Source organism: Flavobacterium sp. LC2016-01 (genome assembly GCF_009711135.1).
In the GTDB taxonomy this organism is placed as follows: Bacteria; Bacteroidota; Bacteroidia; order Flavobacteriales; family Flavobacteriaceae; genus Flavobacterium.
Window position 1 is genome coordinate 317,358 of sequence record NZ_WMIC01000002.1, and the last position, 26,607, is coordinate 343,964.

25 protein-coding genes and 1 tRNA gene are annotated in these 26,607 nt (G+C 33.3%); 9 read left to right on the forward strand and 17 right to left on the reverse strand.

Annotation, left to right across the window (positions count from 1 at the left end; translation table 11 throughout):
• Positions 1-24 precede the first annotated feature (24 nt).
• Positions 25-1,269 carry an efflux RND transporter periplasmic adaptor subunit gene (locus tag GKZ88_RS05760; protein ID WP_155101433.1) on the reverse strand — a complete coding sequence of 415 codons (1,245 nt, stop codon included), beginning with the start codon at positions 1,267-1,269 and terminating at the stop codon, positions 25-27.
• A gap of 158 nt (positions 1,270-1,427) precedes the next feature.
• Between GKZ88_RS05760 and GKZ88_RS05765 the strand changes: the two genes are divergently transcribed.
• Positions 1,428-2,771, forward strand: a complete 1,344-nt coding sequence (locus GKZ88_RS05765; RefSeq protein WP_155101434.1) for a sigma-54 dependent transcriptional regulator — start codon at positions 1,428-1,430, stop codon at positions 2,769-2,771.
• Positions 2,772-2,970: 199 nt separating this feature from the next.
• Positions 2,971-4,296, forward strand: a complete 1,326-nt coding sequence (locus tag GKZ88_RS05770) for a HAMP domain-containing sensor histidine kinase (RefSeq protein WP_155101435.1) — start codon at positions 2,971-2,973, stop codon at positions 4,294-4,296.
• Positions 4,297-4,433: 137 nt separating this feature from the next.
• Here the strand turns inward: GKZ88_RS05770 and GKZ88_RS05775 are convergent, their stop codons facing one another.
• The 8 genes from GKZ88_RS05775 to GKZ88_RS05810 all read right to left on the reverse strand — a co-directional run bounded on the left by GKZ88_RS05775 (position 4,434) and on the right by GKZ88_RS05810 (position 12,439).
• The gene (locus GKZ88_RS05775; protein WP_155101436.1) at positions 4,434-4,760 is read right to left on the reverse strand and encodes an MGMT family protein; all 327 of its coding nucleotides are present in this window, start codon (positions 4,758-4,760) and stop codon (positions 4,434-4,436) included.
• Positions 4,761-4,878: 118 nt separating this feature from the next.
• Positions 4,879-5,517, reverse strand: coding sequence for a LysE family transporter (locus GKZ88_RS05780; protein WP_155101437.1), 639 nt, complete (start codon positions 5,515-5,517; stop codon positions 4,879-4,881).
• A 43-nt stretch (positions 5,518-5,560) separates the two neighbouring features.
• Positions 5,561-6,238, reverse strand: coding sequence for a tRNA (guanosine(46)-N7)-methyltransferase TrmB (gene trmB / locus GKZ88_RS05785; protein ID WP_347343856.1), 678 nt, complete (start codon positions 6,236-6,238; stop codon positions 5,561-5,563).
• Between the two features lie 142 nt (positions 6,239-6,380).
• The gene (locus tag GKZ88_RS05790) at positions 6,381-7,763 is read right to left on the reverse strand and encodes an ammonium transporter (protein WP_155101439.1); all 1,383 of its coding nucleotides are present in this window, start codon (positions 7,761-7,763) and stop codon (positions 6,381-6,383) included.
• A gap of 262 nt (positions 7,764-8,025) precedes the next feature.
• Entirely contained in the window at positions 8,026-8,514 is a 489-nt protein-coding gene (locus GKZ88_RS05795; RefSeq protein ID WP_155101440.1) for a nuclear transport factor 2 family protein, read from the reverse strand.
• Between the two features lie 213 nt (positions 8,515-8,727).
• Positions 8,728-9,828, reverse strand: a complete 1,101-nt coding sequence (locus GKZ88_RS05800; RefSeq protein WP_155101441.1) for a DUF4407 domain-containing protein — start codon at positions 9,826-9,828, stop codon at positions 8,728-8,730.
• A 319-nt stretch (positions 9,829-10,147) separates the two neighbouring features.
• A complete protein-coding gene (pckA, locus tag GKZ88_RS05805) occupies positions 10,148-11,752 on the reverse strand; it encodes a phosphoenolpyruvate carboxykinase (ATP) (protein ID WP_155101442.1) in 1,605 nt (534 codons plus the stop codon).
• A gap of 300 nt (positions 11,753-12,052) precedes the next feature.
• Entirely contained in the window at positions 12,053-12,439 is a 387-nt protein-coding gene (locus GKZ88_RS05810; protein ID WP_155101443.1) for a DUF423 domain-containing protein, read from the reverse strand.
• A gap of 190 nt (positions 12,440-12,629) precedes the next feature.
• Between GKZ88_RS05810 and GKZ88_RS05815 the strand changes: the two genes are divergently transcribed.
• On the forward strand, positions 12,630-13,994 hold the full coding sequence (locus GKZ88_RS05815) for a saccharopine dehydrogenase C-terminal domain-containing protein (RefSeq protein WP_155101444.1): 1,365 nt from the start codon (positions 12,630-12,632) through the stop codon (positions 13,992-13,994).
• 200 nt (positions 13,995-14,194) lie between these two features.
• On the opposite strand, the gene GKZ88_RS05820 is transcribed toward GKZ88_RS05815, so the two are convergent.
• From GKZ88_RS05820 to GKZ88_RS05850, 7 genes are all read right to left on the reverse strand, one after another.
• A complete protein-coding gene (locus GKZ88_RS05820) occupies positions 14,195-15,877 on the reverse strand; it encodes a M56 family metallopeptidase (protein WP_155101445.1) in 1,683 nt (560 codons plus the stop codon).
• Positions 15,878-15,998: 121 nt separating this feature from the next.
• On the reverse strand, positions 15,999-17,417 hold the full coding sequence (locus GKZ88_RS05825; protein ID WP_155101446.1) for a M56/M15 family metallopeptidase: 1,419 nt from the start codon (positions 17,415-17,417) through the stop codon (positions 15,999-16,001).
• Positions 17,414-17,785 (reverse strand): BlaI/MecI/CopY family transcriptional regulator, encoded by a 372-nt coding sequence (locus GKZ88_RS05830; RefSeq protein ID WP_073483564.1) that lies wholly within the window; start codon positions 17,783-17,785, stop codon positions 17,414-17,416. Before GKZ88_RS05830 ends, GKZ88_RS05825 begins: the two co-directional genes overlap by 4 nt.
• A 158-nt stretch (positions 17,786-17,943) precedes the next feature.
• Positions 17,944-18,906 carry a DUF6624 domain-containing protein gene (locus GKZ88_RS05835; protein WP_155101447.1) on the reverse strand — a complete coding sequence of 321 codons (963 nt, stop codon included), beginning with the start codon at positions 18,904-18,906 and terminating at the stop codon, positions 17,944-17,946.
• 17 nt (positions 18,907-18,923) lie between these two features.
• On the reverse strand, positions 18,924-19,346 hold the full coding sequence (locus tag GKZ88_RS05840) for a hypothetical protein (protein ID WP_155101448.1): 423 nt from the start codon (positions 19,344-19,346) through the stop codon (positions 18,924-18,926).
• Positions 19,347-19,448: 102 nt separating this feature from the next.
• A complete protein-coding gene (locus GKZ88_RS05845) occupies positions 19,449-19,886 on the reverse strand; it encodes an energy transducer TonB (protein ID WP_155101449.1) in 438 nt (145 codons plus the stop codon).
• Positions 19,887-20,127: 241 nt separating this feature from the next.
• Positions 20,128-21,516, reverse strand: coding sequence for a dipeptidase (locus GKZ88_RS05850; RefSeq protein WP_155101450.1), 1,389 nt, complete (start codon positions 21,514-21,516; stop codon positions 20,128-20,130).
• Between the two features lie 109 nt (positions 21,517-21,625).
• Here GKZ88_RS05850 and GKZ88_RS05855 point away from each other — a divergent pair.
• The 6 genes from GKZ88_RS05855 (at position 21,626) to GKZ88_RS05880 (ending at position 25,541) form a co-directional block, all read left to right on the forward strand.
• A tRNA-Leu gene (locus GKZ88_RS05855) sits at positions 21,626-21,707 on the forward strand.
• Positions 21,708-21,874: 167 nt separating this feature from the next.
• Positions 21,875-22,411, forward strand: coding sequence for a hypothetical protein (locus GKZ88_RS05860; protein ID WP_155101451.1), 537 nt, complete (start codon positions 21,875-21,877; stop codon positions 22,409-22,411).
• A gap of 332 nt (positions 22,412-22,743) precedes the next feature.
• A complete protein-coding gene (locus GKZ88_RS05865) occupies positions 22,744-23,400 on the forward strand; it encodes a DUF1080 domain-containing protein (protein ID WP_155101452.1) in 657 nt (218 codons plus the stop codon).
• 34 nt (positions 23,401-23,434) lie between these two features.
• Positions 23,435-24,034 carry a hypothetical protein gene (locus GKZ88_RS05870; RefSeq protein WP_155101453.1) on the forward strand — a complete coding sequence of 200 codons (600 nt, stop codon included), beginning with the start codon at positions 23,435-23,437 and terminating at the stop codon, positions 24,032-24,034.
• 75 nt (positions 24,035-24,109) lie between these two features.
• Positions 24,110-24,505, forward strand: coding sequence for a hypothetical protein (locus GKZ88_RS05875; RefSeq protein ID WP_155101454.1), 396 nt, complete (start codon positions 24,110-24,112; stop codon positions 24,503-24,505).
• A gap of 97 nt (positions 24,506-24,602) precedes the next feature.
• Entirely contained in the window at positions 24,603-25,541 is a 939-nt protein-coding gene (locus GKZ88_RS05880; RefSeq protein ID WP_155101455.1) for a YCF48-related protein, read from the forward strand.
• 147 nt (positions 25,542-25,688) lie between these two features.
• Here GKZ88_RS05880 and GKZ88_RS05885 read toward each other — a convergent pair whose 3' ends face one another.
• A complete protein-coding gene (locus GKZ88_RS05885) occupies positions 25,689-26,354 on the reverse strand; it encodes an HAD family phosphatase (RefSeq protein ID WP_155101456.1) in 666 nt (221 codons plus the stop codon).
• Positions 26,355-26,607 lie beyond the last annotated feature (253 nt).

A 26,607-nucleotide genomic window follows, 5' to 3' on the forward strand; every position in this document is an offset into this window, starting at 1 on the left:
TTGAATGCTGGAAACTGCGACTGCTTACTGCGACTGAATAGAAAGCTCCTCAATATCCTTATAATCTGAATACGATGAAGTGATTACAGATTCGCCTTCTTTCAGTCCTTCAAGAACTTCATAGTACGAAGGATTTTCTCTTCCTAATTTTATATTTCTTCGTTCTGCTTTGTTTCCTTTTACCACAAAAATCCATTTTCCTGCAGTTTCTTGATTAAAACTTCCTTTTGGCAGAACCAATATTTTATTTCTTTCAGATAAAATCAGTTTTACTCCAAAACTAAGTCCGTCCTGTAAAACAATATTTTCTTTAGATGTAAAAGCCAATTCTACCGTAAAATGACCGTTTTTGACTTCCGGAATTACTTTGGTAACAATAACTTCAAGCGCTTTTCCTTTAAATTCTACTTGTCCTTTTAAGCCTTCGCGAACTTTTTCCAAATAAAATTCATCAACGTCCGCCGCAAGTTTGTAGCCGCGTTTTGAATCAATTTTTCCAATGCTTTGACCTGCCTGAAAATTTTGTCCTAACACAGCTTCAAATGATGTTAATCGGCCAGATTCCGGAGCGGTGATCAAGAAATTCTTTTTGTTGTTTCTTAAGATATCCAAACTTTTCTCCATGGTTTGGATAGAACGGTTGATTTGCGAAATCTGAATTTGATTGGTTTGTTTTTCTTTTTGAATACTCTGCTGAATTGTTCTTTTTCTTTCTTCCTGAAAACGTAAACTTTCTTTAAAAGTATTCCAGTCGTTTTTCGAAATCACCTCTTTATCGTACAATTTCGAGTTCATATCGTACAATCTTTTGGCATCATTATAATCGTGTTCGATTAAAACCAAATCTTTGTTTAAATTCAATTCCTGATTTCTAATGTTCAGTTTTCCAGTATTTAAATTATTGATTTGCTCAATAATAGCCGTTTCCTGAGTCAAGTAATTCAGTTCTGTGTTTGGGTTATAAAGTCTTGCCAGCGATTGACCTTTTGTAACCATTGCGCCGTTTTCGACAAAAATCTCTTTTACAGAGCCACCTTCGGTAACGTTTACAAGCATTACATTTAAAGGTTCAACTTTTGCTTGAAAAACAACAAAATCTTCAAAAAAAGCTTTTTCGGCTTTTTGAATAGAAAGTTCTTCGGCTTTTACATTTAAACTTCTTTTAGTATTAAACGAAAAAAAGATAATGGTGGCCAAAACTAAAAAAACTCCAATTGCTATTGTGAGATATCTAAATTTTCTATTTTTACGAGGGATAACGGTGTCCATTTTTTAAATAATTTACTGATTACCAATAGGTAAATACTGTGCCACAAAAATTATAATTTGTAAAGCATTGATTTTAAAGAAGCTTTTCAAAACAACCCAAAACCAGAGTGTTCGATAATGAACAGTTGACCGTTCAAAATCGGACAAAAAAATACAGGATGAGAAAAAAACAAGCCCAAATATTAATTGTTGACGATCAAGAAGAAATTCTTTTTTCGGCAAAAATGATTCTCAAAAAGCATTTTGAAACGATTTTTACTGAAAATAGTCCAAAAAAAATCATTTCTACTTTATCTGAAAATGACATAAATGTTGTTTTATTGGACATGAATTACCGAATTGGTTTTGAAGATGGGCGCGAAGGAATTCATTGGCTGAAAGAAATTAAAACACTTTCTCCAAATACAATCGTGATTTTAATGACCGCTTTCGGGAAAATTGATACCGCTGTTGAAGGTATCAAAATTGGTGCTTTTGATTATGTTTTGAAACCTTGGAACAATGAAAAACTACTCGAAATAATTGATAAGGCTGTCGCCGAAAGCCGAAAAAACAATAAAAAACTAGTTGTTGAAAAAACAGAAAAACGATATTTTACCGGAACTTCTCAAAAAATAAAACAAGCGTATTCTATTGCCGAAAAAGTGGCCAGAACAGATGCCAATGTTTTGATTTTAGGCGAAAATGGAACCGGAAAATATGTTTTTGCCGAATTTATTCACCAAAATTCAGAACGAAAAAACGAACCTTTTGTTCACGTTGATTTAGGATCTTTAAGTGATAATTTATTCGAAAGTGAACTTTTTGGATACGCAAAAGGTGCTTTTACTGATGCCAAAACAGATACGCCTGGAAGATTTGAATCGGCTCAAAATGGGACTATTTTTTTGGACGAAATTGGAAATATTCCACTTCATCTGCAATCTAAATTATTGCATGTTTTACAGACCAAAACGGTTACACGTTTGGGCGAAAGCAAAGCAAGGCCTTTGAATGTCCGAATTATTTCGGCAACTAATAATGATATTAAAGCCGAGGTAAAAAATAAAGTTTTCAGAGAAGATTTGCTGTACCGAATCAATACGATGGAAATCAATTTACCGTCTCTTCGCGAACGAAAAGAAGATATTGTGCCAATGGCCCACTTTGTTCTGGACCAGATTGCTGAAAAGTACAATCAGGACAATTGGCGTTTTGAGGAAAATGTGGCACCTTATTTAGAAAAATATCCATGGAAAGGAAATGTCCGTGAAATGGAAAATAAGATTGAACGTGCGCTGATTTTAGCCGACAATAATACCATTTCAGTTCATGATTTGGATATTTTAGATTTTGAAGAAATTCAGGAAAATGATGAGAATCCGTTGTCTGAATTGGAAAAAACAGCAATCGAAAAAGCACTTTTTAAACACCACGGAAATATCTCTAAAACAGCCGAAGAATTAGGATTGTCAAGAGCCGCTTTGTACAGAAGAATTGAAAAATACGATTTGAAGAATTAAGAAGTAAGAAGTAAGAGCCAAGAATCAAGATTTTTTTGAGCCACAGATTTGCTTCGCCCGTTCGCTATCGCTCGGGTCACAGATTAAAGGGATTTTTTTATCTGCTGAATCTGCAAAATCTGCGTGAAAAATTAATTTTAAGACAAAACCTAAAATCATTTTAATCTCTATAATCTGTGGCAAGAAAAAAATAAAAAAGATGAAAAACTGGAAATTTTATAACGCTTTGTTTGTTAGAGTTTTGTTTGTAATGATTCTCTTTTTCTTCTGCGTTTTTCTGATTTATAAAATGTTTTATTATAACGCACTTTTGGTTGGTGTTTTTGTTCTTATTATGCTGGCCGAAATGTACTTTTATGTAAAAAATCAATTGCAGTTTTACGACAGAACTTTGCTTTCGATTTTGCAGAATGATTTCAGCACAAATTTCCCCGAAGAGAATAAAAAAGACAATTTTGAAAGTCTATACCTTTTGTATGAAACATTGAAAGTACAACAGCAGGAACAAATTTCGAAAGAATTGATTTATCGTTCGCTTCTGAATAATATTGACAGCGCCGCTTTGATTTTGGAAAAAGAAAACGAAGACTGGAATATTTTTTTGATGAATGACTGTTTTTCGGATTTGTTTAAAGTGCCAAAAGTGAGCCACTGGAAATACCTTAAAAACTATCTTCCGTCGCTCTGTTTTGAAATTGAAAAAACAGATTTCAGCGAATTAAAATCGGCTATTTCTATTAAAATTGAAGAGCAGGATGTGCAGACTTTTATGCTCCAGACTTCGAGAACTCAAAGTTATAACAGAGAATATTTTATTATTTTGTTAGATAGTATTCAGCGTGTTATCGAGAAAAAAGAAAAGGAAGCGTGGATCAATCTGATGAAAATTATTTCGCATGAATTAATGAATTCTTTGACTCCAATTCGTGCACTTTCGCAGAATTTACTTCATATTGTTGATCAGGAAAGTTTGGAAGATGATGATTTTGATGATATTAAAAGCAGTATTTCGACCATTATAAACAGAAGTGATCACTTACAGGCTTTTGTTGAAAATTACCGCAAACTGGCCATGCTGCCAACGCCAACAAAGCAAATGACGTCGATAAACGAGCTTTTTGACGACTGTCTCCGCATCATGAGTCCGATTTTAAAAGCCGAAAACATTGAATTAATTAATGAAATTCACAGTTCGCGTTCGATTTTAATTGATAAAAATCAAATGGAACAGGTGATTATTAATTTGATTACAAACAGTATTTATGCGATGAAAGAAAAGGCGGAAAAGAAATTATATGTATCAAGTTATACGGAGAATAATCGTTTTTTTATCTCAATTGCTGACAACGGAAAAGGAATCGATCCGGAGATTCAGGATAAAGTTTTTCTTCCATTTTTCACCACCAGAAAAGACGGCGCCGGAATTGGCTTAACGCTTTCTAAAAACATTATTGAAGCGCACGGAGGCTATTTAAGCTACCAAACCGATGAAGATAAAACCAGTTTTGTGATTTGTTTGATTTAAGAAAAAAAGAACAACTAAAAGGGGGAGAATTTTATTTTTACGATAATGTCACCCTGAGCGAAGTCGAAGGCTTCATTACCTAAAAGGGCTTCGACTCCGCTCAGCCTGACAGAGAAGATATTTACGTGTAAATTATCTTAAAATTCCACTTCAGGTTCCCAAAAATGTTTTTCGAAATCAATAATTTGGTTATCTACAACTTTAACGCCTTCATTTTCTAAAAGCTGCTGCATTAAATTAGTTCCGTCAAAATGATGTTTTCCTGTCAAAAGCCCTTTTCGGTTTACTACTCTGTGCGCTGGAACATCATCCATATTATGACAGGCATTCATTGCCCAGCCAACCATTCGGGCAGAGCGTGCAGTTCCTAAAGCTTTAGCAATTGCGCCATAAGAAGTTACTCTTCCGTACGGAATTTGTCTGGCAACTGCATAAACTCTTTCAAAAAAATTTTCTTCAGCCATGATATTTTTTTTGCTACAGATTAAAAGGATTAAATAGACTATCTGCTATAATCTGCGTGGAAAACATTTAACAAAGTAAAAGAAATCATTTTAATCCTTTTAATCTGTGGCTATAATATTACCCGAAATAATAACTTAAAATATTAAAAAGTGTTGCAATCGCGACCAAACCTGTGATGCTCCCAATAATGGTATTCATGTTGCGCATCAGGTAATCTGTTTTCTTTTCGATTCTTCCAAAAAAGGCGATATAACTGTATAAAGCGGCAAATGAACCCAAAACGGATCCCAGTACAAAAGTGAAAATGATATTGTTTTCGAATGCAAAAAGATGATAGGAAGCCAATGTAACACTTACAACAACGTAATAAGGAATAGGGAAGAAATTTAAGCCCGAAAGCAACATTCCAAGAAAGAAACGGCTCTTTTTGCTGCTTTTTTTGATTTTTGCTTTCTTTTTGCTTTTCGGTTCTTTAGCAATAAACAAAAAGTAGATTGTTAAAATGGCGAAAATTACAAAGCCAACTTCACGCAGTAAAGTCACAACATCCGGTCGATTGTCGATGACGCGAGCAAATAAAACGGCCACAGAAACCTGAAAGAAAATAACCAGAACTGCACCAATAACAAACCACAGCGCATTCTTTTTCCCTTCTTTCATGTTTATTTTAGCTGCGGTCATATTGATTAAACCTGGCGGAATAATCCCAATTGCAGCCGCAATAAAGCCCGAAAGTAATGGAGTAAATAATGCCATTCAGTTGCTTGATCAGTTAGAATATTTGTTTTATAAAATTAAATTAGTCTTTAATTTTGAAACGAATATACGTAATTGCCTTATTAATTTCTAAATATTGTTTTTCGTAAAATGTCTGGATTGAAGTTACAACTTCAGGACTTCCTTCATTTTTGTAGACATTATGATTAGCGTAAAGCACCTCGTGTCCTTCTCCATGAAGCAACCCAAGTGTATAGCCATGCATGAATTCACTGTCGGTTTTTAAGTTTACGACACCGTCTTTTTTAAGGATTTTTTTATACAATTGAAGAAATTCAGAATTAGTCATTCTGTGTTTTGTTCTTTTGTATTTAATCTGCGGATCTGGGAAAGTAATCCAGATTTCATCTACTTCATCTTCAGCAAAAATATGATTAATTAATTCGATCTGCGTACGCACAAAAGCCACATTATGAAGTCCGTCTTCAACAGCAGTTTTAGCGCCTCTCCAGAAACGAGCACCTTTAATGTCAATTCCGATAAAATTTTTGTCTGGGTATTTTTCAGCTAATCCAACAGAATATTCTCCTTTTCCGCATCCTAATTCTAAAACTAATGGATTGTCATTTTTAAAGAAATCAGAATTCCATTTCCCTCTTAAAGGCATTAAATTGCCTACAACTTCTTCTCTGGTTGGTTGAAAAACGTTTTGAAATGTTTCGTTTTCTCTGAATCTCTTAAGTTTATTTTTACTTCCCACTTTTACAAAAATTTTCCGCAAAATTAAGGAATATAAACGAATGGACGAGGCGTAATTATGGTTTAAATTTTTTAGCCACAGATTTTACAGATTTTGAAGATTTTTTTAATCTGTTTAATCCGTAAAATCTGTGGCCTATTTTTTACCCGTAATGAGGCTCTGTAATTGCTTTTGTTTTTGGGTCAAGTGTTTCGTCGTGCTGTGATAAATCAAGTCCAATATGTTCTGATTCTTCAGAAACCCTCAGTGGAATAATGAAGTTTGTTACTTTGAATAAGAAGTAAGCTCCGAAGAAAGTGAAAATTGAAACTAAAACCAATGCCATCATGTGATGTCCAAAAACGCTCCATCCGCCGTGTAATAAGCTTGCGTTTTCTCCATGAGCAAAAATCGCCGTTAAAATCATTCCCATAATTCCTCCAACACCATGACAGGCAAAAACGTCAAGCGTATCGTCGAATCTTTTTGAATATTTACAATTCACTGCTGTATTAGAAACCAAAGCCGTTACAAAACCAAAAAACATACTTTCAGGAACAGAAACAAAACCTGCCGCAGGAGTAATGGCAACAAGTCCAACTACAGCTCCAATACAAGCCCCAAGGGCCGAAACTTTTCGTCCGTTCACTCGGTCAAAGAAAATCCACGTTAACATTGCAGCAGCCGATGAAGTTGTTGTAGTGGCAAAAGCCATAGCAGCGGTTCCGTTTGCAGCAAGAGCAGAACCTGCGTTAAACCCGAACCAGCCAAACCATAACATTCCGGTTCCTAATAATACAAAAGGAATATTAGTTGGAATATGCTGACTGTTTTTTCTTTTTCCTAAAACAATAACTCCCGCCAAAGCAGCAAAACCGGAACTCATGTGTACAACCGTTCCTCCGGCAAAATCTTTTACGCCAAAATAGCTTCCTAAAATACCAGTTGGATACCAAACGGCATGGCATAAAGGAGCATATATGAAGAGTGTGAATAAGCTGATGAAAATTAAATACGAGATAAATCGAACACGTTCTGCAAATGAACCTGTAATAATTGCCGGTGCAATGATGGCAAATTTCATTTGGAACAAAGCAAAAAGCATAAACGGAATTGTACTCGCCAACTTTTTATGAGGCAAAACGCCCACATAATCCATAAAAGCAAAAGTCGTAGGATTTCCGAAGAAACTATAAAAATGATCTCCAGAACCAAAGCCAACAGGCTCTCCAAAAGCAAGACTAAAAGCAACGACAACCCATAAAAGCGTAACCACTCCCAAACAAATAAAACTTTGAAGCATGGTCGAAATCACATTTTTTTTGCCCACCATTCCGCCATAAAAGAAAGATAAACCAGGCGTCATGATTAAAACTAAACAAGATGAAGTAAGCATCCAGGCAACATCTGCCGGAACAATATGATCAGTAGTGCCAAATTCAGATAACACATAACTATTTTCGGTCATTGCTGGCCAAAATGCACCCGTGATGCAAACGATGCTTATCATAATAAAGGAAATGATCCAGCGTTTTTCTATTTTCATTTTTCAAATACTTTATTGAACCCTATTTTTTTTGGGGTCAAAGTTAAAAAAAATTAAATATTTTGATTTCAGGGGCTGTTAAAATAGTGGTACAGTTTTTATTTTAGCTGATTTTGTAAATTATAGGGGTGTTTTTTGAGAGTATTTTATTTTGAAGTTCTAATTTATGCCTAAAATTGTCAATTGTATTATAATTATTTTGACAATGCGCTTTGTAAAGCACTCTAAAAGTTAGGATTATAAGAATAAAACTGAAAAATGTTTATTTTTTTTGAAGCTTCGCAATCAAGGCGTCTTCGATTGGTGCTTTTATTTTGGTAACAGCATCAACTTCTTCATTCGGAATTGTCATAGAAAGAACATAATGCTGGATTTTCCATTCTTTTCCAACTTTAACCAAAACTCCTGATCCGCGGCAAATTTTCATCTGCGTATTCAGCAATTCATCAAACCATGCAATAGTTCCTGTTTTGTCAAAAAAGACATGACGTTCTAAAGCGGTAAAATGCCATGTTTTTCCTTTATCGAAATAAGGTTTTGCCCAAATTTTAAAGTTCTTTTTGGTCCAGTTTTCAGTAGCATCGGTTCCGATGAAAATTCCATCTTCTGCTATTAAATCAAAGTATGCGTCAAATTTAGCATCGGCGGCAGCTTTGTGCCAAGTATCTAAAGTCTGATTGATTTTGCCTTTGTCAGTTTGAGCATTTGCAAAAGAAGCAACGAATAAAAGGAGGAGAATTGTTTTTTTCATGAGTTAAGTTATTTGACTTTAAAGTTAAATGTTTTTCACCATATAAGAAATAGAAGTTCATATTAATCATAGGGCTACATTATAAGTCTTAAAGTCAAAAGTCGAAAGTCTGAAAGCTTTTTTATCCAAAATAAAAAAGCCAGAAATAGAATTTCTATTTCTGGCTTTTGCTTTTCTATATGACTTTAAGACTTTAAACTTTCCAACTTTAGACTAAAGCGTAGCTTTCTGTTTTTCTACAAATTTATGTGACTGCAATTCCAGTAATTCTTTTGCGTTTTTTCTTTGCAGTTCAAACAGACCTTTATCCTCAGCAATATCAGCATAAACTTTATCATGCATTTCGGCACTGGTTTTAACCAATAAATCACGCTGGTATTTATTTTGTGCCAAAGTTGCTTTCATTGCCGTTTCTGCTTCTTCTTGTTTAAAATCAAATTCGCCTTTTGGAGCCAATAGTTTAGCAATAATTGGCGATGTTTCGATTGCCAGAAACAACAGCATGATAAAAAATGACGGAAGCCAAGGCAATTTATTTAACGCATTGATACGCGCCATTAATCCGTCGAAACCTTCAATAATTGGCTGTGTATGTGAAACCTTTTTATCTAAATCGGCCTGAAGCTGTTTGCCAATTTTTTCTTTCTCAGCAATTTTAGCTTCGTTTGTGGTTTTTAAAGTTTCATATTCCTTAAGAGATGCATCGTGTTTTTCACGTTTCTCTTTATATACAGGACCTTTCCCTAATTTTTTAGTTCCGGCAGTTCCTTCAGCTTCTGTAATATAAGTCGAATATAAAGCATTTACCTCTTTTTCTTTCTTTACAATATCGGCTTTTAAAGCTGCAATTTCTGCTTTATTTTTATCTAAATCTGTTTTGAAATAAGTACCAATTTGTTTTTTATTGGCCAATTCCATTTCGTTTTTTTCTTTTAATAAAACAGTATTGATTTCTTTTTCGAATATTTTAATTTCCAAAGGTTTCGAAATTACAATCGCAATAATAATCGCCAACATAATTCTGGGAGTCGCCTGCAGAAATTCGTCCATAAAACGATCTCTTTTCTTGATAGTAGAAACTATAAATCGGTCAAGATTAAAAATCAGCAAACTCCATACAAATCCAAAGATTAAGGCGGGATAAATAGAATCGAAAACAGTAAAAAGCGCATAAGCACTAGCCAAAAAAGCCATTACTGCGGTAAAGAATACGGTGGCGCCGATACCAACATATTTGGTTTGTTCGCCTTCTGAACAATCCTTCAAGAGATCTCGGTCGGCTCCTGAACATAGGATAAAAAATTGTTTTAACATGATTGATGATTTTTGATTGTGATTGATATGGCAAATTTAACGCCAAAAATTTAATTTACATGTAAATAGTTGATTTGTTTTTACTTGCGCTTGTGTTTTTAGTTTTAATCAATAGTTAATTTTTGTTTAAGGTTTCATGTAGAATGAACCATTGTCAAGCCGAGCATCCTGAGACTTCGGGAGAAGCCCCAAGTAATACAAAAGCCCTTCGACTCCGCTCAGGGTGACACTGTAAACTGAGACCGAGACTGGATATTTTAAAAAAAAAAGCTGTTCATCACTGAACAGCTTTTTTAATTTTGAATTAGTAATTGCCCCCTTATTCTGTAATCGGTGCGCCAGCCAAGATTTCGGCATTGGCAAACTCTTCAAATTTGGCAAAATTAGCTTTGAATTTTTGAGCTAATTCTAACGCTTTTTTATCGTATAAATCTTTGTCTGTCCAAGTATTTCTTGGATTCAAAATTTCCTCAGGAACGTTTGGACAAGATTGTGGTTTTGCAATTCCAAATACTGCGTGATCTTTGTATTCTACATTATCTAGTTCACCGTTTAATGCAGCGGTAATCATAGCGCGAGTATATTTTAATTTCATACGGCTTCCAGTTCCATAAGGACCGCCCGTCCATCCTGTGTTGATTAACCAAACTTTTACTCCGGCATCTTTCATTTTTTTGCTTAACATTTCAGCATATTTTGTTGGATGCAAAGGCATAAAAGGCGCTCCAAAACAAGCAGAGAAATTTGGCTGTGGTTCAGTTACACCAGCTTCTGTTCCAGCCACTTTTGCAGTATATCCAGAAATGAAATGGTAAGCCGCCTGACCTGGAGTCAATCTTGAAATTGGAGGCAGAATTCCGAAAGAATCTGCTGTCAAGAAAAATATATTTTTAGGATCATGTCCAATTGAACCCGGCTGAATATTATCAATATGCGTTATTGGATAACTTACACGAGTATTTTGAGTGATCGAAACATCATCATAATCCACTTCGTTTGTTCCTGCTTTGAAAACCACATTTTCTAGAAGAGCACCTTTTTTGATTGCTCTGTAAATGTCTGGTTCATTCTCTTCAGTTAAGTTGATTACTTTAGCGTAGCATCCGCCTTCAAAGTTGAAAACTGAATTCTCGCTTGTCCAACCATGCTCATCATCTCCAATTAATTTGCGTTCTGGATCTGCAGATAAAGTTGTTTTTCCTGTTCCAGACAATCCGAAGAAAATTGCAGTATCTCCGTTTTTACCAACATTGGCACTACAGTGCATTGGAAGTGTATTTTTGAAAACTGGCAAAATGAAGTTTAAAGCAGAGAAAATTCCTTTTTTCATTTCTCCTGTATAACCCGTTCCACCAATAAGTGCGATTTTTTTAGTAAAATCTAAAATAGCAAAATTAGACTGACGTGTTCCGTCAACAGCTGGGTCTGCCATAAAACTTGGTGCACAAACTACTGTCCATTCTGGAGTAAAATTTGAAAGTTCAGATTCTTCTGGTCTTAAAAACATATTGTAGCAAAACAAGTTTGACCACGCAGTTTCAGTTACAACACGAACATTTAATCTGTACTTGTCATCAGAACAAACGTATGAATCACGAACAAAAACTTCTTTGTCTGATAAAAACTTTGTTACCTTGTTATATAGTTTTTCAAAAGCTTCTGGTGCAAAAGGAATATTTACATTTCCCCACCAAACTTTATCTTCTGTAATCGAATCTTTTACAATAAAACGATCTTGAGGAGAACGTCCTGTAAATTCACCTGTATTAATCGCCAGCGCTCCTGTTGAGCTCTCGACACCTTGGCCTGATTGTAAAGTAATAGCATGCAATTCATCTGGGGATAATTGATAGCGAACTTTAGCATTTTCAATTCCTAATTCTTTTAACGAAATCGATTGCGAGAAAAGTGTGTTAGTGTCCATAAATTTTAAGTTGTGTGTGATGTTTGATAGAATGCAAAATTACAGATTTATTGTAAATCCTTTAAAAATATTTCATTTTCACTTTTATTTATATCAAAAAAGCAAAAAATGAACTTTAAATTCAATAAAATAAAAAAATAAGAGCCTCTAATTTGTTATCTTATAACCTATTGAGCGAATTTGTTATATTTTTCTCTTTTTAAAGCAAAAAACAAAATAAATTCACACAAATAAGATTATATGTTATTTATGAGACAAAATTAAATATTAATTTTTAGATAGAATTTTTTATTCGGGATTTTATGATTTTTGCCTTAAAATCGTAACAAATAATGTCAACCAGGCAACAATTAATAGCAATCCGCCTAAAGGTGTTGCGAATCCTATAAATTTAAAATCGAATAAAGTGAAGTTTTTTGTAGCTAATAAATAAATTGAACCGCTAAAAAGAAGTACACCGCCAACAACCAAATTATAAATTGTTTTTAATGTCTTTTCGGAGATATCTTTTCGGGTTGAAATAAAAAACAAAAAGAAGGCATGATACATTTGATAACGAACCCCAACTTCAAAAGTATTTAATTCCTCTACAGACAAATATTTTTTTAGCAAATGAGCTCCAAAAGCGCCTAAAATAATAGCCAACATTCCTATAAAAGCTCCCGTCAAAACTATTCTTCTTTTCATGTTTTTGTTTTCTAATTACGATGCAAAAATACTTAATACAATTCTAAAAAGACATTTCCTTTTTCCAAAATATTTGGCAATAGCCGAAAAATCTATTTTTTAACTCATTTCAAAAATAAATTACATTTTATTTTATTTTCAATTGTTATATTTGTAACATTTTAATATATTTGTGTTATATATTTAAAATATGAGACGCATTTTAATTTTTGGGGCAGGCCGTTCAGCATCATCGCTTATCCGTTATTTACTTTCAAAATCTGAAACTGAAAACCTTCATTTAATTGTAGCGGACTTATCTTTGGCTTTGGCCGAAAAAAAGACTCAAAAGCATCCAAATGCAACTCCAATTGCTTTAGATATTTTTAATTCTGAAGAAAGAAAATCGGCAATCGAAAAAGCTTCGATTGTAATTTCGATGCTTCCAGCACATTTACATATTGAAATTGCCAAAGACTGTCTTCATTTTAAAAAACATCTTGTTACGGCATCTTATATAAGTGACGCTATGCAGGCGCTTGACGAAGAAGCAAAGAAAAACAATTTGATTTTCATGAATGAAATTGGGCTTGATCCCGGAATTGATCATATGAGCGCCATGAAAGTAATTGACGAAATCAGATCAAAAGGCGGTAAAATGCTTTTGTTTGAATCTTTCTGCGGCGGACTTGTAGCTCCTGAATCTGATAATAATTTGTGGAATTACAAATTTACCTGGGCACCTCGAAACGTCGTTTTAGCAGGTCAGGGCGGCGCAGCTAAATTTGTTCAGGAAGGAACTTATAAATATATTCCGTACAGCGCTTTATTTCGCAGAACGGAATTTCTGGAAGTAGAAGGCTATGGAAAATTTGAAGCATATTCGAATCGGGATTCACTTAAATACAGATCGGTTTACGGACTTGATGATATCTTGACTTTATACAGAGGGACAATTCGAAGAGTTGGTTTTTCAAAAGCTTGGAATATGTTTGTCCAGCTCGGAATGACGGATGACAGTTATGTTATCGAAGATTCTGAAAACATGAGTTATCGCCAATTTATGAATTCGTTTTTGCCTTATCATCCAACAGATTCTGTTGAGATTAAAACTCGTTTTATCCTTAAAATTGATCAGGACGATATTATGTGGGATAAACTTTTGGAATTGGATTTATTCAACTCAAATAAAAAAGTGAATCTGCCCAATGCAACTCCTGCTCAGATTTTAGAAAAAATCTTAACTGAAAGCTGGACGCTGGAACCAAAAGATAAAGATATGATCGTGATGTATCACAAATTTGGCTACGAATTAAACGGCGAAAAAAAACAAATTGACTCTAAAATGGTCTGCATTGGCGACGATCAGACGTATACCGCAATGGCAAAAACAGTTGGACTTCCGGTTGCAATGGCAACGCTGCTTATTTTAAACGGAAAGATCACAACTCCTGGTGTTCAGCTTCCGATAAAAAAGGAAGTTTACGAACCAATATTAACCGAATTAGAAGAGTACGGTGTTATTTTTAACGAACAAACTGTACCTTATTTTGGATACAACCCGGACTTGTTTTAGTCCAGTTTTTTGATTTTTTTTTAGAATTTTTTTTTAGTTTATTTTATCCGCTTCTATGATGCAAAAGAAGCGGATTTTTTTTTTTGAAGGTGCAAAGTGACAAAGAGACAGAGGTTTTCCTCCTTTGAGTTAGACGCACTGCAGTGCGTCTCTACAAAATCTCAGAACCTTAGCACCTCAGCAACTTAGAATCTCAAAAATTACTGTGCCGATTGAATGGTTATTGGCAAATTATACAGAACACGAACTGGCTGTCCATTCTGAGTTCCCGGACTCCATTTTGGAGAAAGTTTCAAAACACGGATTGCCTCATCGCCCATTCCGAACCCTAAATCTTTGACTATATTGAATTCTGAAAGCGAACCGTCTGTTTCAATCATAAATTCCATATATATTTTCCCTTGAATCTTAGTTGCACCCGCTTCTGCTGGCACTTTGAAATTTTTCCCTACAAATTTGTAGAACTCCAATATTCCACCTGGAAATTCTGGCTGTTTATCGATTTCGTTTACAGTTGCTGTGGTTTCTTTTTCTGGCGTTTTTTGAGTTTTACTTTTACGTGTATCTTCACTAGCGATAATTGTCATGGTTCCAGCATCTCGTACTTGATTTTCACTATACGCTTTATCATAACCTTCTGCAGTAAACAATGTTACTTGATAACTTTGCGGAAACTTCTTGCTTCTGGCGTTTTTATGAACAAAACTATTAAAGTAAGAAACAAAATTACTTGCCTTATACTCATTTAAATCGGAATTAGGAACATGTTTACCATCAATCCAAACAGCATAATTTTCACTGTTTTTAAAACCTTCATATTCCTTTGAATTAGGAGATTTTTTAGCAAGAGATGGCGGAGGCGGAATAAGCTTTTTTTCCTGATTTGTTAATTCAGAGAACTTCTTTTCAACGAAAACATTATTGCCTTTATTTTTGAAAACAAAGTTAGTATTGGCGTAATATTTATCGAAAGACGTAGCGCTAGCGCTTTGTGTTTTTTTGTTTCCTGCATCCGTTTTAATTTCTTGAGCAATAGTTTCTACGCATAAGAGAAACATTAAACCAATAACAACGGGCAAGGCAGCAATTTTCTTTAGAAACGCTGTGTTTTTTGACGTTCTTTTTTTCATCATAATTAATCGTTTTTTTGTTACTAAATAATTCAAATTACTGGCCAAGTAAATCGTTTGACTTCCATTTGCCTTATTTAAAAGCAGATTTTGATAAAATGGAACATCGTTATAAGTTTTCACAATTTCTTGATCAGCAAGAAATTCGTGATTGAGCTGTATTGCTTTTTTATAAAATAAAAAGACTGGATTAAACCAAAAAACGGTCTTTAAAAACTCCACAAACAAAATATCTAATGTGTGTTTTTGAGTTACATGAACTAATTCATGCGTGTATAATTCGGCTTCAATATTTTGGGTTTTAAAATCATCCGCATTAATAAAAATGTAATTCAAGAAAGTATACGGCAGGATTTTTTCTTCTACCAAAACCAATTTCGAATTTTTAAAATCTACTGAAGGATTACTGCTTATTTTAGATTTAAAGTTTTTAATATTTCTTCCAAATCTTAAAGTCAATATCAAAGTCACTAATGCATATAAACTCCATAAGAAAATCAATTTGTAGTTGGTTTCTTCAGCAACATTTTGCATCTGCATTATTGGCTGATTTACAACAAACTGACTTGTAGGATTTGCTGGAATTTCTTTGATTACTTCAAATGTAACAAAAGGAATAATTAATGAAATTACGATTGAAAAAAGCAAATAAAATCTATTAAACTGATGCATCTTCTCTCTTTCTAATACCAAATGATAAAAGACAAGAAAGACGCTTAAAGCTAAGGCTGATTTTATAAGAAAGTCTGTCATTTTTTCTTTTTTTGAAGTTTAAAATCCATTCATTAACGATTTCCAAATATTTTATACGCTGCTGATGCGATAGAAATATTTAATTGCTTAATTCAAAGCAATAGCATGTCTTGGTAGACATCTATAATTTTATGAATTCAACTATTTTATTTGCAATTTCATTTTGTCCATTTTCGCTAACCAGATAATTTCTGTCATTTTCATTTGATAAATAGCCAATTTCTACTATTAATGCAGGGCATTTTGAGTTTTTAAGCACATAATAGTTTGCATCTTTAACTTCTCCTTTAGCAAGTTTTTCGTTTGAGATTTTATCGACTAAATTTTCAGCGCTTTCTTTTGATTTTTCATAAAACGCATTCTTTTTTGAAACATATGCATTTACTCCATTTGTATTTAGATTTTGTGAACTATTTACATGTAAAGAAATTACCAAACTCGGGTTTATCTTGTTTATTTTCGCTACTCTTTCACTTAATTCTACAAAACTATCGTCGTTTCTAAGCAAAATAATTTCAATTTCATCTTTGCCATTCAGCACGCTTATTTTTTTAGCAATACTTTCCACAATTTTCTTTTCCTGCTCGGCACCAATTTGTGCTCCAACATCTTCCCCGCCATGTCCTGCATCAATTACTATAGTCTTTTTGCTGCCCAACGGTAATGGTTTGAAAGCAAATAATAAAAATAGTGTCAAAATGCCTAAAACAGCAAAAGATTTCATTACTAAAGTTCTTGTTTTCGAAGTGGTTTTTGTCATCATGATAAGTCGTTTTTTTGTTGATAAAAAATTGAAATTACTAGCCAGATAAATGGGCTGTGAAGTACTTAATTTATTGAGTAAAAGCTTTTGATATAAACAAACATCATTGTGGGCCGTTATTACATTTTCATCTGCCAAAAACTCGTGATTAAGCTGCATGGCTTTTTTGTAAAAAATAAAAATAGGATTGAACCAAAACAACGTTTTCAAAATTTCTATAAAAACCACATCAAGAGTATGTTTTTGCTTTACATGGGCAATTTCATGCGTGAACAATTCTTGTTCTATTAGTCCATTTTCAAAATCATTTTGATTTAAGTAAATGGAATTCCAAAAAGAATAAGGCAAAGTTTCTTCTGAGAGTAAAACCATTCTTATATTTTGATGCACAATGATTTTAGACACTTTAGCCTTGGATGTGATTCTGTAAATATTTTGAATAAATCGATAGCTTAGTATTAAAGTTATTGCGACATAAGTTATCCATAATAGAGAAAGCCAATAATTCGTTTGTTCTACTGTGTTTATACCTGTCACTTCTTCCTGAATTGGAAGCGTGTTTGCCGTTATGGTCTGAAACTTAATTACATTATTGTACGCAATAGGAATATCTTGTTCAATTTCAAAGGATATAAAAGATACTCCTATTGAAAACAATAAACTGACTAATAAAAAGTACCTGTTGAAGCGAAACATTTTTTCTTTTTGCAAGAATAAATGGTACACAACCAAAAGAATACTTAAGCTAATCGTTGATTTTACAAGAAAGTCTATCATTTTTTCTTTTTTTGAATTTCCGAGTCGATTATTTTTCTAAGATCTTCCAATTCTGAAGCAGATAGATTTGTTTCGGTTGTAAAAAACGAAGCAAATTGTGAGGCCGAATTATTAAAAAAATTGCTGATTAATCCATTTACGTGTTTTGAAAAATAAGCCGTCTTTTTTACCAACGGATAATATTCACGAGAATTTCCGAATTCATTGTAAGCCACAAATTTCTTATCAATCATTCGTTTTAAAAGCGTTGCAACGGTTGTTGTTGCAGGCTTTGGTTCTGGATACGCTTCAAGCAAATCTTTCATAAAAGCTTTTTCAAGCTTCCAAAGATGTTCCATTAATTGTTCTTCTGAGTTTGATAATTGCATTTTTTTAAGGTTCTAAGTTGCTAAGATTCTAAGGGTCTGAGGTTTTCTCTCCTGTTTGTTTTTTTTTCTGAAGAATAAAATCTACTCTTTATTCTTTATTCTTTATTCTTTATTCTTTATTCTTTATTCTTTATTCTTTATTCTTTATTCTTTATTCTTTATTCTTTAATATTTTCAAGTTTCTCTAATTCAGGCAATTCTTTTTTATAAGCCTCCACATTCCATTCGATATTCATTTTTGCTGCATAATCTGCTATAGGTCCAAGTCCAACCTCAGCGCGCCTCTTATCTACATTATCTGGATCTATCAAAGGTGATATATGCCATTTATTAGTTATACTATTCTTTGCTGTTTGACTTCCGTAAATTTGATGCCTTCCTTCTCTTAAAGCTACTCTATCTTCCAAATACGCCAGATTTATTGGATTTGCATTACCGTTTTTAACCGCTTCCCTCAACATTGGTAAATACTTTTGCTGATATTTTAAAGGAGAATGCTGAATTACCAAAAACAAAGTCTTATTTCCCTGAACACCTACAACATTTTTCCCTAACCATCCTCTTTCGTCCAGTATGTTCATAACCTTAATAAGATTAATACTATCCTTTTTTATCATGATTTTACCAATACTGTCAATTTTCTTTTTATCAGGTTTTGGCGCTTTATACACATTCATAAATTCTCCACGAATTTCCTGATCTTCGGTATAAATTTCCGAAAGCTCTTTTTCCAATGCCTTATCGTAATTTACTCCTATAATCTCGAGTTTCTTTTGCAGTTTCTCAATTGTTTTTTTCCATTCTTTTTCTGAATGCAACCCTATTAAATCCCTTTCAATTTGAAGCTCATCCATGTTTTGATATCCATTATCAATGGCCAAATTCAACCAATTAAATGCCTTTTTATTCTCTTTTGCCATAGACGCAGAACAGCCTGCATTGTAAAAATTTTTCGCAGATTTTTGTTCCATTTTAAAAGCTTTTTCATAATAAGCAACAGACATTTTATAGTTTTCCTTCGCGTAGCAAGAATCCGCTTTGCGAACCCATTCTTTATAAGTCTGCGCTTGCGCGGAAATACAAATCAGGACAATAAAACTAAAAACGACTATTTTTTTCATGGCTTAATGTAAGTGGTTTATTTGATATTTTCTTCTGAGATTAATTCGCCTTTATTGTAATTTTTGATGTTTTTCAATTTTCCTTTATCCGAATAAAATTTCCATTCTCCAAAATAAAACCAATGCGTTTCAATCGAATTCGATTCTAATTTTGTTTTTCCTTTTGATTCTAATTTTCCGTTTTCGTAATAACTTTTTACGATACAAATTCCGTTTTTGTATTTTTCAGTCTTATAAATTTTTCCGTTGATATAAGATTTCCACTTTTTTACCGGAATATCATGTTTATAATATTCATAGGATTTATATGTCGTGCTGTCTTGTACATAATTATCAATCCAAACGCCTTCTTTCTTATGATCAATTTTCTGATTCACCAATTCGCCTTTACAGCTTAAAAGCAATAATCCGGATAACAATAATAAAAAATGGCTTTTCATAAAATGACTATTTCTACATTTATAGATACTGCTCTACAAATGTAGAAATAAAAATCAAACGTGCAACTTTTATAGTAAAATTTTTATTGAATTAAAATTTTACTATTGTTTATCAGGTTCCTGAATAGAAATTGGAAGATGAAATTCAGCCGGTACCACTTGGCCATTTAGTTTGCCAGGTATCCATTTTTGAGACAACCGCAGTACTCTCAAAGCCTCTTCGCCCGTTCCGTAGCCAAGATCTTTGACAACTTTCATATCGGTTAGTGAGCCGTCTTTTTGCACAATAAAAGTAACGCGTATGGTTCCTTTTATTACAATTCCTTCTGGCGTTGAGGGCACTTTATAAAAATGGCCAGCAAATTTATAAAACTCCGGCATACCTCCTGGGTAAGTTGGTTTTTCAGTCAAATCTGCTGTTTGATAATAACCTACTTTTGGTTTTGCTTCCTGCGCAGTGGTTCTGACATTGAAAAACAAAACAAAAGCAAAACACAAAACTATTTTTATCTTGAAAACCGAATTTAATTTTGGATACATAGCGGTATTTTTTTTAGTTATTCTCTTATAAAAATACTAAATTCTTTGAAATTACAATATTAAAATTCCAAATTCCAAAACACTGAAAACAAAAAATCCGCTCATTTCTGAACGGATTTATATTAAAGTCAACTTTGACAAAATATCTAAACCTTAAAAAACTTTGCGCCTTTGCGTCTTTGCGAGCAAAAAAACATAGCGTACTTTGCGTAAACCTTAGCGTACTTTGCGGTTAAAAAACCTACTTAGAAAGCTCTACAAAATACTTGTAAAACAACGGGATAGTTTCAATTCCTTTCAAGTAATTAAAGATTCCGAAATGTTCGTTTGGCGAGTGAATTGCATCAGAATCCAAACCAAATCCCATCAAAATCGTTTTGCTTTTTAATTCTTTTTCAAATAAAGCCACAATTGGAATACTTCCGCCTGAACGAACCGGAATTGCAGGAACTCCAAACGTTTCTGTATACGCTTTATTTGCCGCTTGATATCCGATGCTGTCAATTGGCGTTACATAACCTTGACCACCGTGATGCGGCGTTACTTTTACTGTAACTCCAGCCGGAGCAATACTTGTAAAATATTTTGTGAAAAGTTCTGTAATCTCAACCCAATCCTGATTTGGAACCAAACGCATCGAGATTTTAGCGAAAGCTTTGCTCGCAATAACCGTTTTAGCACCTTCGCCAGTATAACCGCCCCAGATTCCGTTTACGTCTAAAGTAGGACGGATTGAGTTGCGCTCGTTGGTTACATATCCTTTTTCGCCGTAAACATCATTTAAGTTTAAAGCATTTTTATATTTTTCTAAACTAAAAGGCGCTTTTGCCATTTCAGCTCTTTCTTCTGAAGATAATTCCTGAACTTTATCATAGAATCCCGGAATCGTGATATGATTGTCTTCGTCGTGAAGAGAAGCGATCATTTTTGCCAAAATATTAATTGGGTTTGCTACTGCTCCACCGTACAATCCTGAATGCAAATCGCGGTTTGGACCTGTAACTTCAACCTCAACATAACTCAAACCTCTTAAACCTGTCGTGATTGACGGCTGTTGGTTAGAAATCATTCCGGTATCAGAAATCAAAATAACGTCGTTTTTCAGTTTTTCTTGATTGCGTTCTACGAACCAAGCCAAACTTGCTGAACCTACTTCTTCTTCACCTTCGATCATAAATTTTACGTTACAAGGCAACGTATTGCTTTGTACCATATATTCAAGCGCTTTTACGTGCATGTACATCTGACCTTTGTCGTCACATGCTCCACGCGCAAAAATGGCACCGTCAGGGTGAATATCTGTAGTTTTGATAACCGGTTCAAATGGTGGTGAAGTCCATAATTCTAATGGATCTGGCGGTTGAACATCGTAGTGTCCGTAAACTAAAACCGTTGGAAGATTTGGGTCGATTATTTTCTCTCCATAAATAATTGGATAACCCGGAGTATCGCAAGTTTCGACAAAATCGCAGCCTGCTTTTGATAAACTTTCTTTTACAGCCTCTGCTGTATCAATAACATCTTGTGAATATGCAGTGTCGGCACTAACCGACGGAATCTTTAATAATTCGATCAATTCATTGATAAACCGATCTTTATGTTGTTGAACGTAAGACTTAATATTTTCCATTTAAATAATTTTTATAGAAACCCAAAAGTACAAAAAAGAGAATTAATAATTTTTTTGAAATTTTTCTTTGAATATTCGAAAGTATGCTTATCTTTGCACCCACAATTACGCGGATATGGTGAAATTGGTAGACATGCCAGACTTAGGATCTGGTGCCGCAAGGCGTGTAGGTTCGAGTCCTATTATCCGCACTAAAAAAGCTTCTGAAGATATTCAGGAGCTTTTTTTTTTGCATTTTAAGTTTTCATTTTAATCTTTTTATCTCATTATAAAGATATCATATTGATTTTCAAAACTCTTCATACATTTGATCAATTAAATAGCTTCTCAACATTTAAAAAAAACTGAAATCGATATTATGAAAATAGCTTTAAAAATAGTATTGCTTGTAGTTTCAACTTTAAGTTATTCTCAAAATAAATCTGAGGAAGAAGTATTTAAAACAATAATCAAAAGCGAAATTGAAAAAAACAAATCTACCTTTTATATCGAATGCGAAAAATCTCAAACTCCATTTAATATCAAAGAATTTAAAGACGAAACTAAAGGTTTTGAAATATCCGAAGTCACATTAAAAGAATTTGAAAAGAATAATGTCAAAACTAATGAGGTTTGGAATTCAGAACTAATAAATCAATTAGGCATTAATTCCAAGTATTATAAAAACAAAAACTGCCTGACTAAGGAAGAAATAAAAGTACTCTTTAATAATTCGGATAAAGGGCAAAATGTAGTAGCCATTAGCAAACCTATTTTTGACAATAACTTTGAAAACTGTATTGTATCTATAATTTATTCAAGATCTTTAGGAAGCGCTTATGGTCACAGCTGTTTTTTAAAAAAAATTGTCGGAATTTGGACAATTGTATATAAATATGAATACTGGATGTCATAAATTTATAAGTTGTTTTTTCATTAAAATTTTATTACAAAATGACAATTAATCTCTTTTAATAAAAGACCGCCTTCAAAACTCGATTTTTTTTGCAATCTTTAACAGTAATCACAAAGTAACCTCGTTCCTTGCTATAGCAAACTGAGCAATTCTGATTGCGAAGATGGATTAAAATCCATCCCTACAATATGTTCCGTTCCGTCGGAACTCTTTATAAATTTTCAAAACAAAAAAACCAGAACTATCTATTTTTTATATTAGCCGGTATCGCTATTTTTACTTTCTAATAAATCTTCAGGCAGATTAATCGGCTTTGTTTTAAACTAATAGTTATGTTCCAAAAATCAACTTTCGTTATTCTTCTTCTTTTTATTCTAAGTTCCTGTGCTGTTCAGCAAAAAAGCTTAGAAACAAACGATTGGTATGCTTTTACCAAAACAAATACAGCACAACAGGAACCATCAAAAGTGTATGAATTTGCAGATGGAATGATTCGCATGCACGGCGAAGATCTAAGCTGTTTGATGACCAAAAAAAGCTATAAAAATTTTGAACTTACTCTGGAATACAGATGGAATCTTGACGAGAAATACAAAATGAAAGGTACAAAAAACAGCGGTGTAATGTATAATATTCCGCTTGACGCTTCTGATAAAATCTGGCCAAAAGGAATTCAGTTTCAAATAAAAGAAAAAACTACCGGCGATTTTATCTTTTTGGATCAGGTAACGGCAAAAGTAAATGGAAAATTAGTTGAGGCTGGTGCAAGCGTGGTTTCTCCGAAGTTTTTAGAAAATGAAAATCCGTATGGCGAATGGAATTTGGTTGTCATTAAATCTTTCAACGGAAAAATCACGCAATATTTAAACGGAAAATTAGTGAACGAAGGCACAGAAGCTTCTTCTACTGAAGGCAAAATCTCTTTAAATTATGAGCGTTCTCCGATTGACTTTAAAAACATCAAAATAAAAAATATTTCAAAAGAGTAAACGGCAAATAAAAATCTTCTAAGAAAAAGCCTCTATGAGAAACTTGATAAAAAACACAATTTTGATTTGCCTTTTGATTTTTACTGCTTTTGCACATGCTCAGAAATCTTCTGAAAATACATTTTCAAAAGTATCGCAAAAAATAAAAGCTCAAAAACTTATTGTGACTCAACTTGTAAAGAGCAAACTACCCAAGAAAAAACCGAAATGCCTTATTTATCAATGTAATCCTAATTTAAAAACCTCATTCTGCAACGATGATTCAGATGAAAATTATGCTGAATTTCAGGAATTAGGTTATATCGTGAATACTGATATTTTCGTAATAAATAAATTCACTTATAACGAAGAATTTTATATTCTGCTAAACAAAAAAGACTGCAAAAGTTTAACTTTAGATGGATTTCCTCTGAAAATAGAAAACACCAACTTTTTTATCGTTTATAACAATCCTTCCACCGACCAAAGAAAAAAAATCCAAATCCTTAAAATGGAAAACGGAAAAATGAGCCGCGTTGGTGAGATTGTTTTTCCGGAAAAAATCAAACTTCAAAAGTTTATTCGTTTAGAATCAAATGAGGTTTATATTCTTGATGAAAAAAATCAACTTTGGAAAACAATAATTTCAAAATAATATTTAAACAAAAAAATTCTTCCCAATTCTACGCAACCATTTTGGTATTCAACAATCTACTTAAAAAAGATTGTTATGAAAAAACTATTAGGCTTCCTAATTCTGATTTTAGGAATTGCAGCTTGCTCTTCAGAAGAAAACACCGCTGCAGACGGTAGTGTTGAAGTAAAATTTTACAACAAAACCGGTGCAGATATTGATTCCTTGGTTATAGCCAAGACTTTTATTGGTCAAATAAAAAACGAAAAATCGACTGCTTACCTTGATTTCAAAAATATCAATGAATTATTCGGACAAATAAGCTGCATTTCAAACAACGAAAAATTAAGTGATTTGCCTTTAGCACAGACATACCTGAATTGGTGTGGCACAGTAAGCGATATTGAACCTCAAAATAAGTATATTCTTGACCTCAGAAAATCAACCGACAGTAAAGGGAATATCAACTTTTTTTTAGCAACACATTACTAGAAAATATTTTTGGAGAAAAACTGAGAATTCACCTTTAAAAAACCTTACAATTCAATCAACTGTTTTGACATTCAACCATCTAACTAAAAATATTTTTATGAAAAAATTGATTTGTTTTTTGATTCTAACTTTGGGAATTCTAGGCTGCTCTTCTAATGAAGATACGATTGCAAATTCATTTGAGAAAATGAATACCAATACCACTCAAAGCTTAACTGACATTTCCTTTATCAATAAAAATCAAGGAATAATTTCCGGCAGTTTAGGATTTTTAGCAAAAACCAACGATGGCGGAAAAACATGGACTAAATTAAATGTAGGAGATAATCAATCATTTATGAGTGCTTTTATGGTAAATGAACAAAAATTCTATACCGCAAGACTTGACATGTTTGCTACTTCAAATTCCGGTACTACGTTTAACAAAATTGAAAGCCTTTCAAGCAGTTCAAGTATTTTTGCCATTAAATTCTATAGCCCTGATAAGGGATTACTAATAAGAGGCGGTTCAATTTTAAAATCAAATGATTCTGGAAATACTTGGACAGAAAAGTATAACATCAATAGTTTCGGTTCTTTAAAAGATATACAAATAACTTCAGATTTAGTTTCATATGCTTACGGCGGTGCTACCTATGACAATACCGATGTAGGTGAAATTGTTAAAACAATTGATGGCGGTCAATCTTGGACTAAAACATTAAATTCAGATTCAAACATTTCTTCCATTTCCTTTATATCAGATAATATTGGTTATTATATTAATTCTAAACAGGAATTATACAAAACTATTAACGGATCAAATAGTTGGACAAAAATATCAAAATTGCAAGGTTCTCCATTATCTGTTTGTTTTATTAATGAAAAAACTGGTTACATTTCAACCTATGATGGACAAATTTTAGAAACTAAAAATGCTGGCTTAGATTGGAAAATAGTTTATAATAAAACTACTGACCTAATCTGGAAAATTATTGCTAAAGATGGTGCTGTATTTGCCATAGGAAACAATGGCTTGTTTCTTAAGAAAAAATAAAAACCTCCAGTCAAAACTGGAGGCAATTCATTTAGTTTGTAATTTCTCCTTCCTCGAAATGACAATACTTTGCGGCTATAATATGAAAAAACCTTTCTCAAAGTTTAAAACTTTGAGAAAGGTCTGGTATAGTTTGGAATTTGAGATTTAAGAATTGGAATTTAATAACTCCGTTATCTTATCCACATTAATTTCGCTATAATCATTGATATAAAAATCACATACAGGAAGCTGGTCTTTTGTATGTGTACTCAAAACGCCAACCACTTTCATTCCGGCATTTAGTCCCGCTGTAACACCAGAAAAAGAATCTTCGAAAACCACACAATCAGACGGAGAAACACCAACACACTCTGCCGATTTTAGATAAACTTCCGGATTTGGTTTATGAAACGTAACATCTTCGCTGGATAGCATCGAATCCATTTTGTCTGATATTTTTAAAGCATTTGCAATCAAATCCAGATTCGCACGCGGCGCTGATGTGGCAACTGCTGTTTTAAATCCACGCGATTTTAATTCGCTTAAAAAATCCAGATAATGCGGAATCGTATCAACTTTGTCTTTATAAATTTCACGAAACATTTCTTCTTTTTCATCTTCGAGTTTTAGAAGTTCTTCTCCTGCAATTGGACGTTTGAAAAAATGCGTCATGATATAACTATTATGTTTTCCGTACATATGCTCTTCAAATTCCTGCTCGGAATGCGGAATTCCATATTTATCGAAAAACGCCCCAAAAGCCTTTGCATGATGCGGATTCGTGTGCGAAATCACGCCATCCATATCAAAAATTACACATTGCTGTTTCATTTTATGTTTTTGTTTTTAACGGCTGCAAGATAAGTTTTTCCGCAGAGTTGCACAGAGGTTTTTCGCAGAGATTCGCAGAGTTTTTTCGCGGAGATTCGTTAAGAGTTTTTTTGAATCTTGCAAAGTCGCAGAGACGCAATTATTTTTTTCTCTCGCAGATTTGGCAGATTACACGGATTATTTATTTTTATTTAAAATTTAATCTGCTCAATCTGCCAAATCTGCGAGAGAAAAATCCTTTTAACCTTATTAA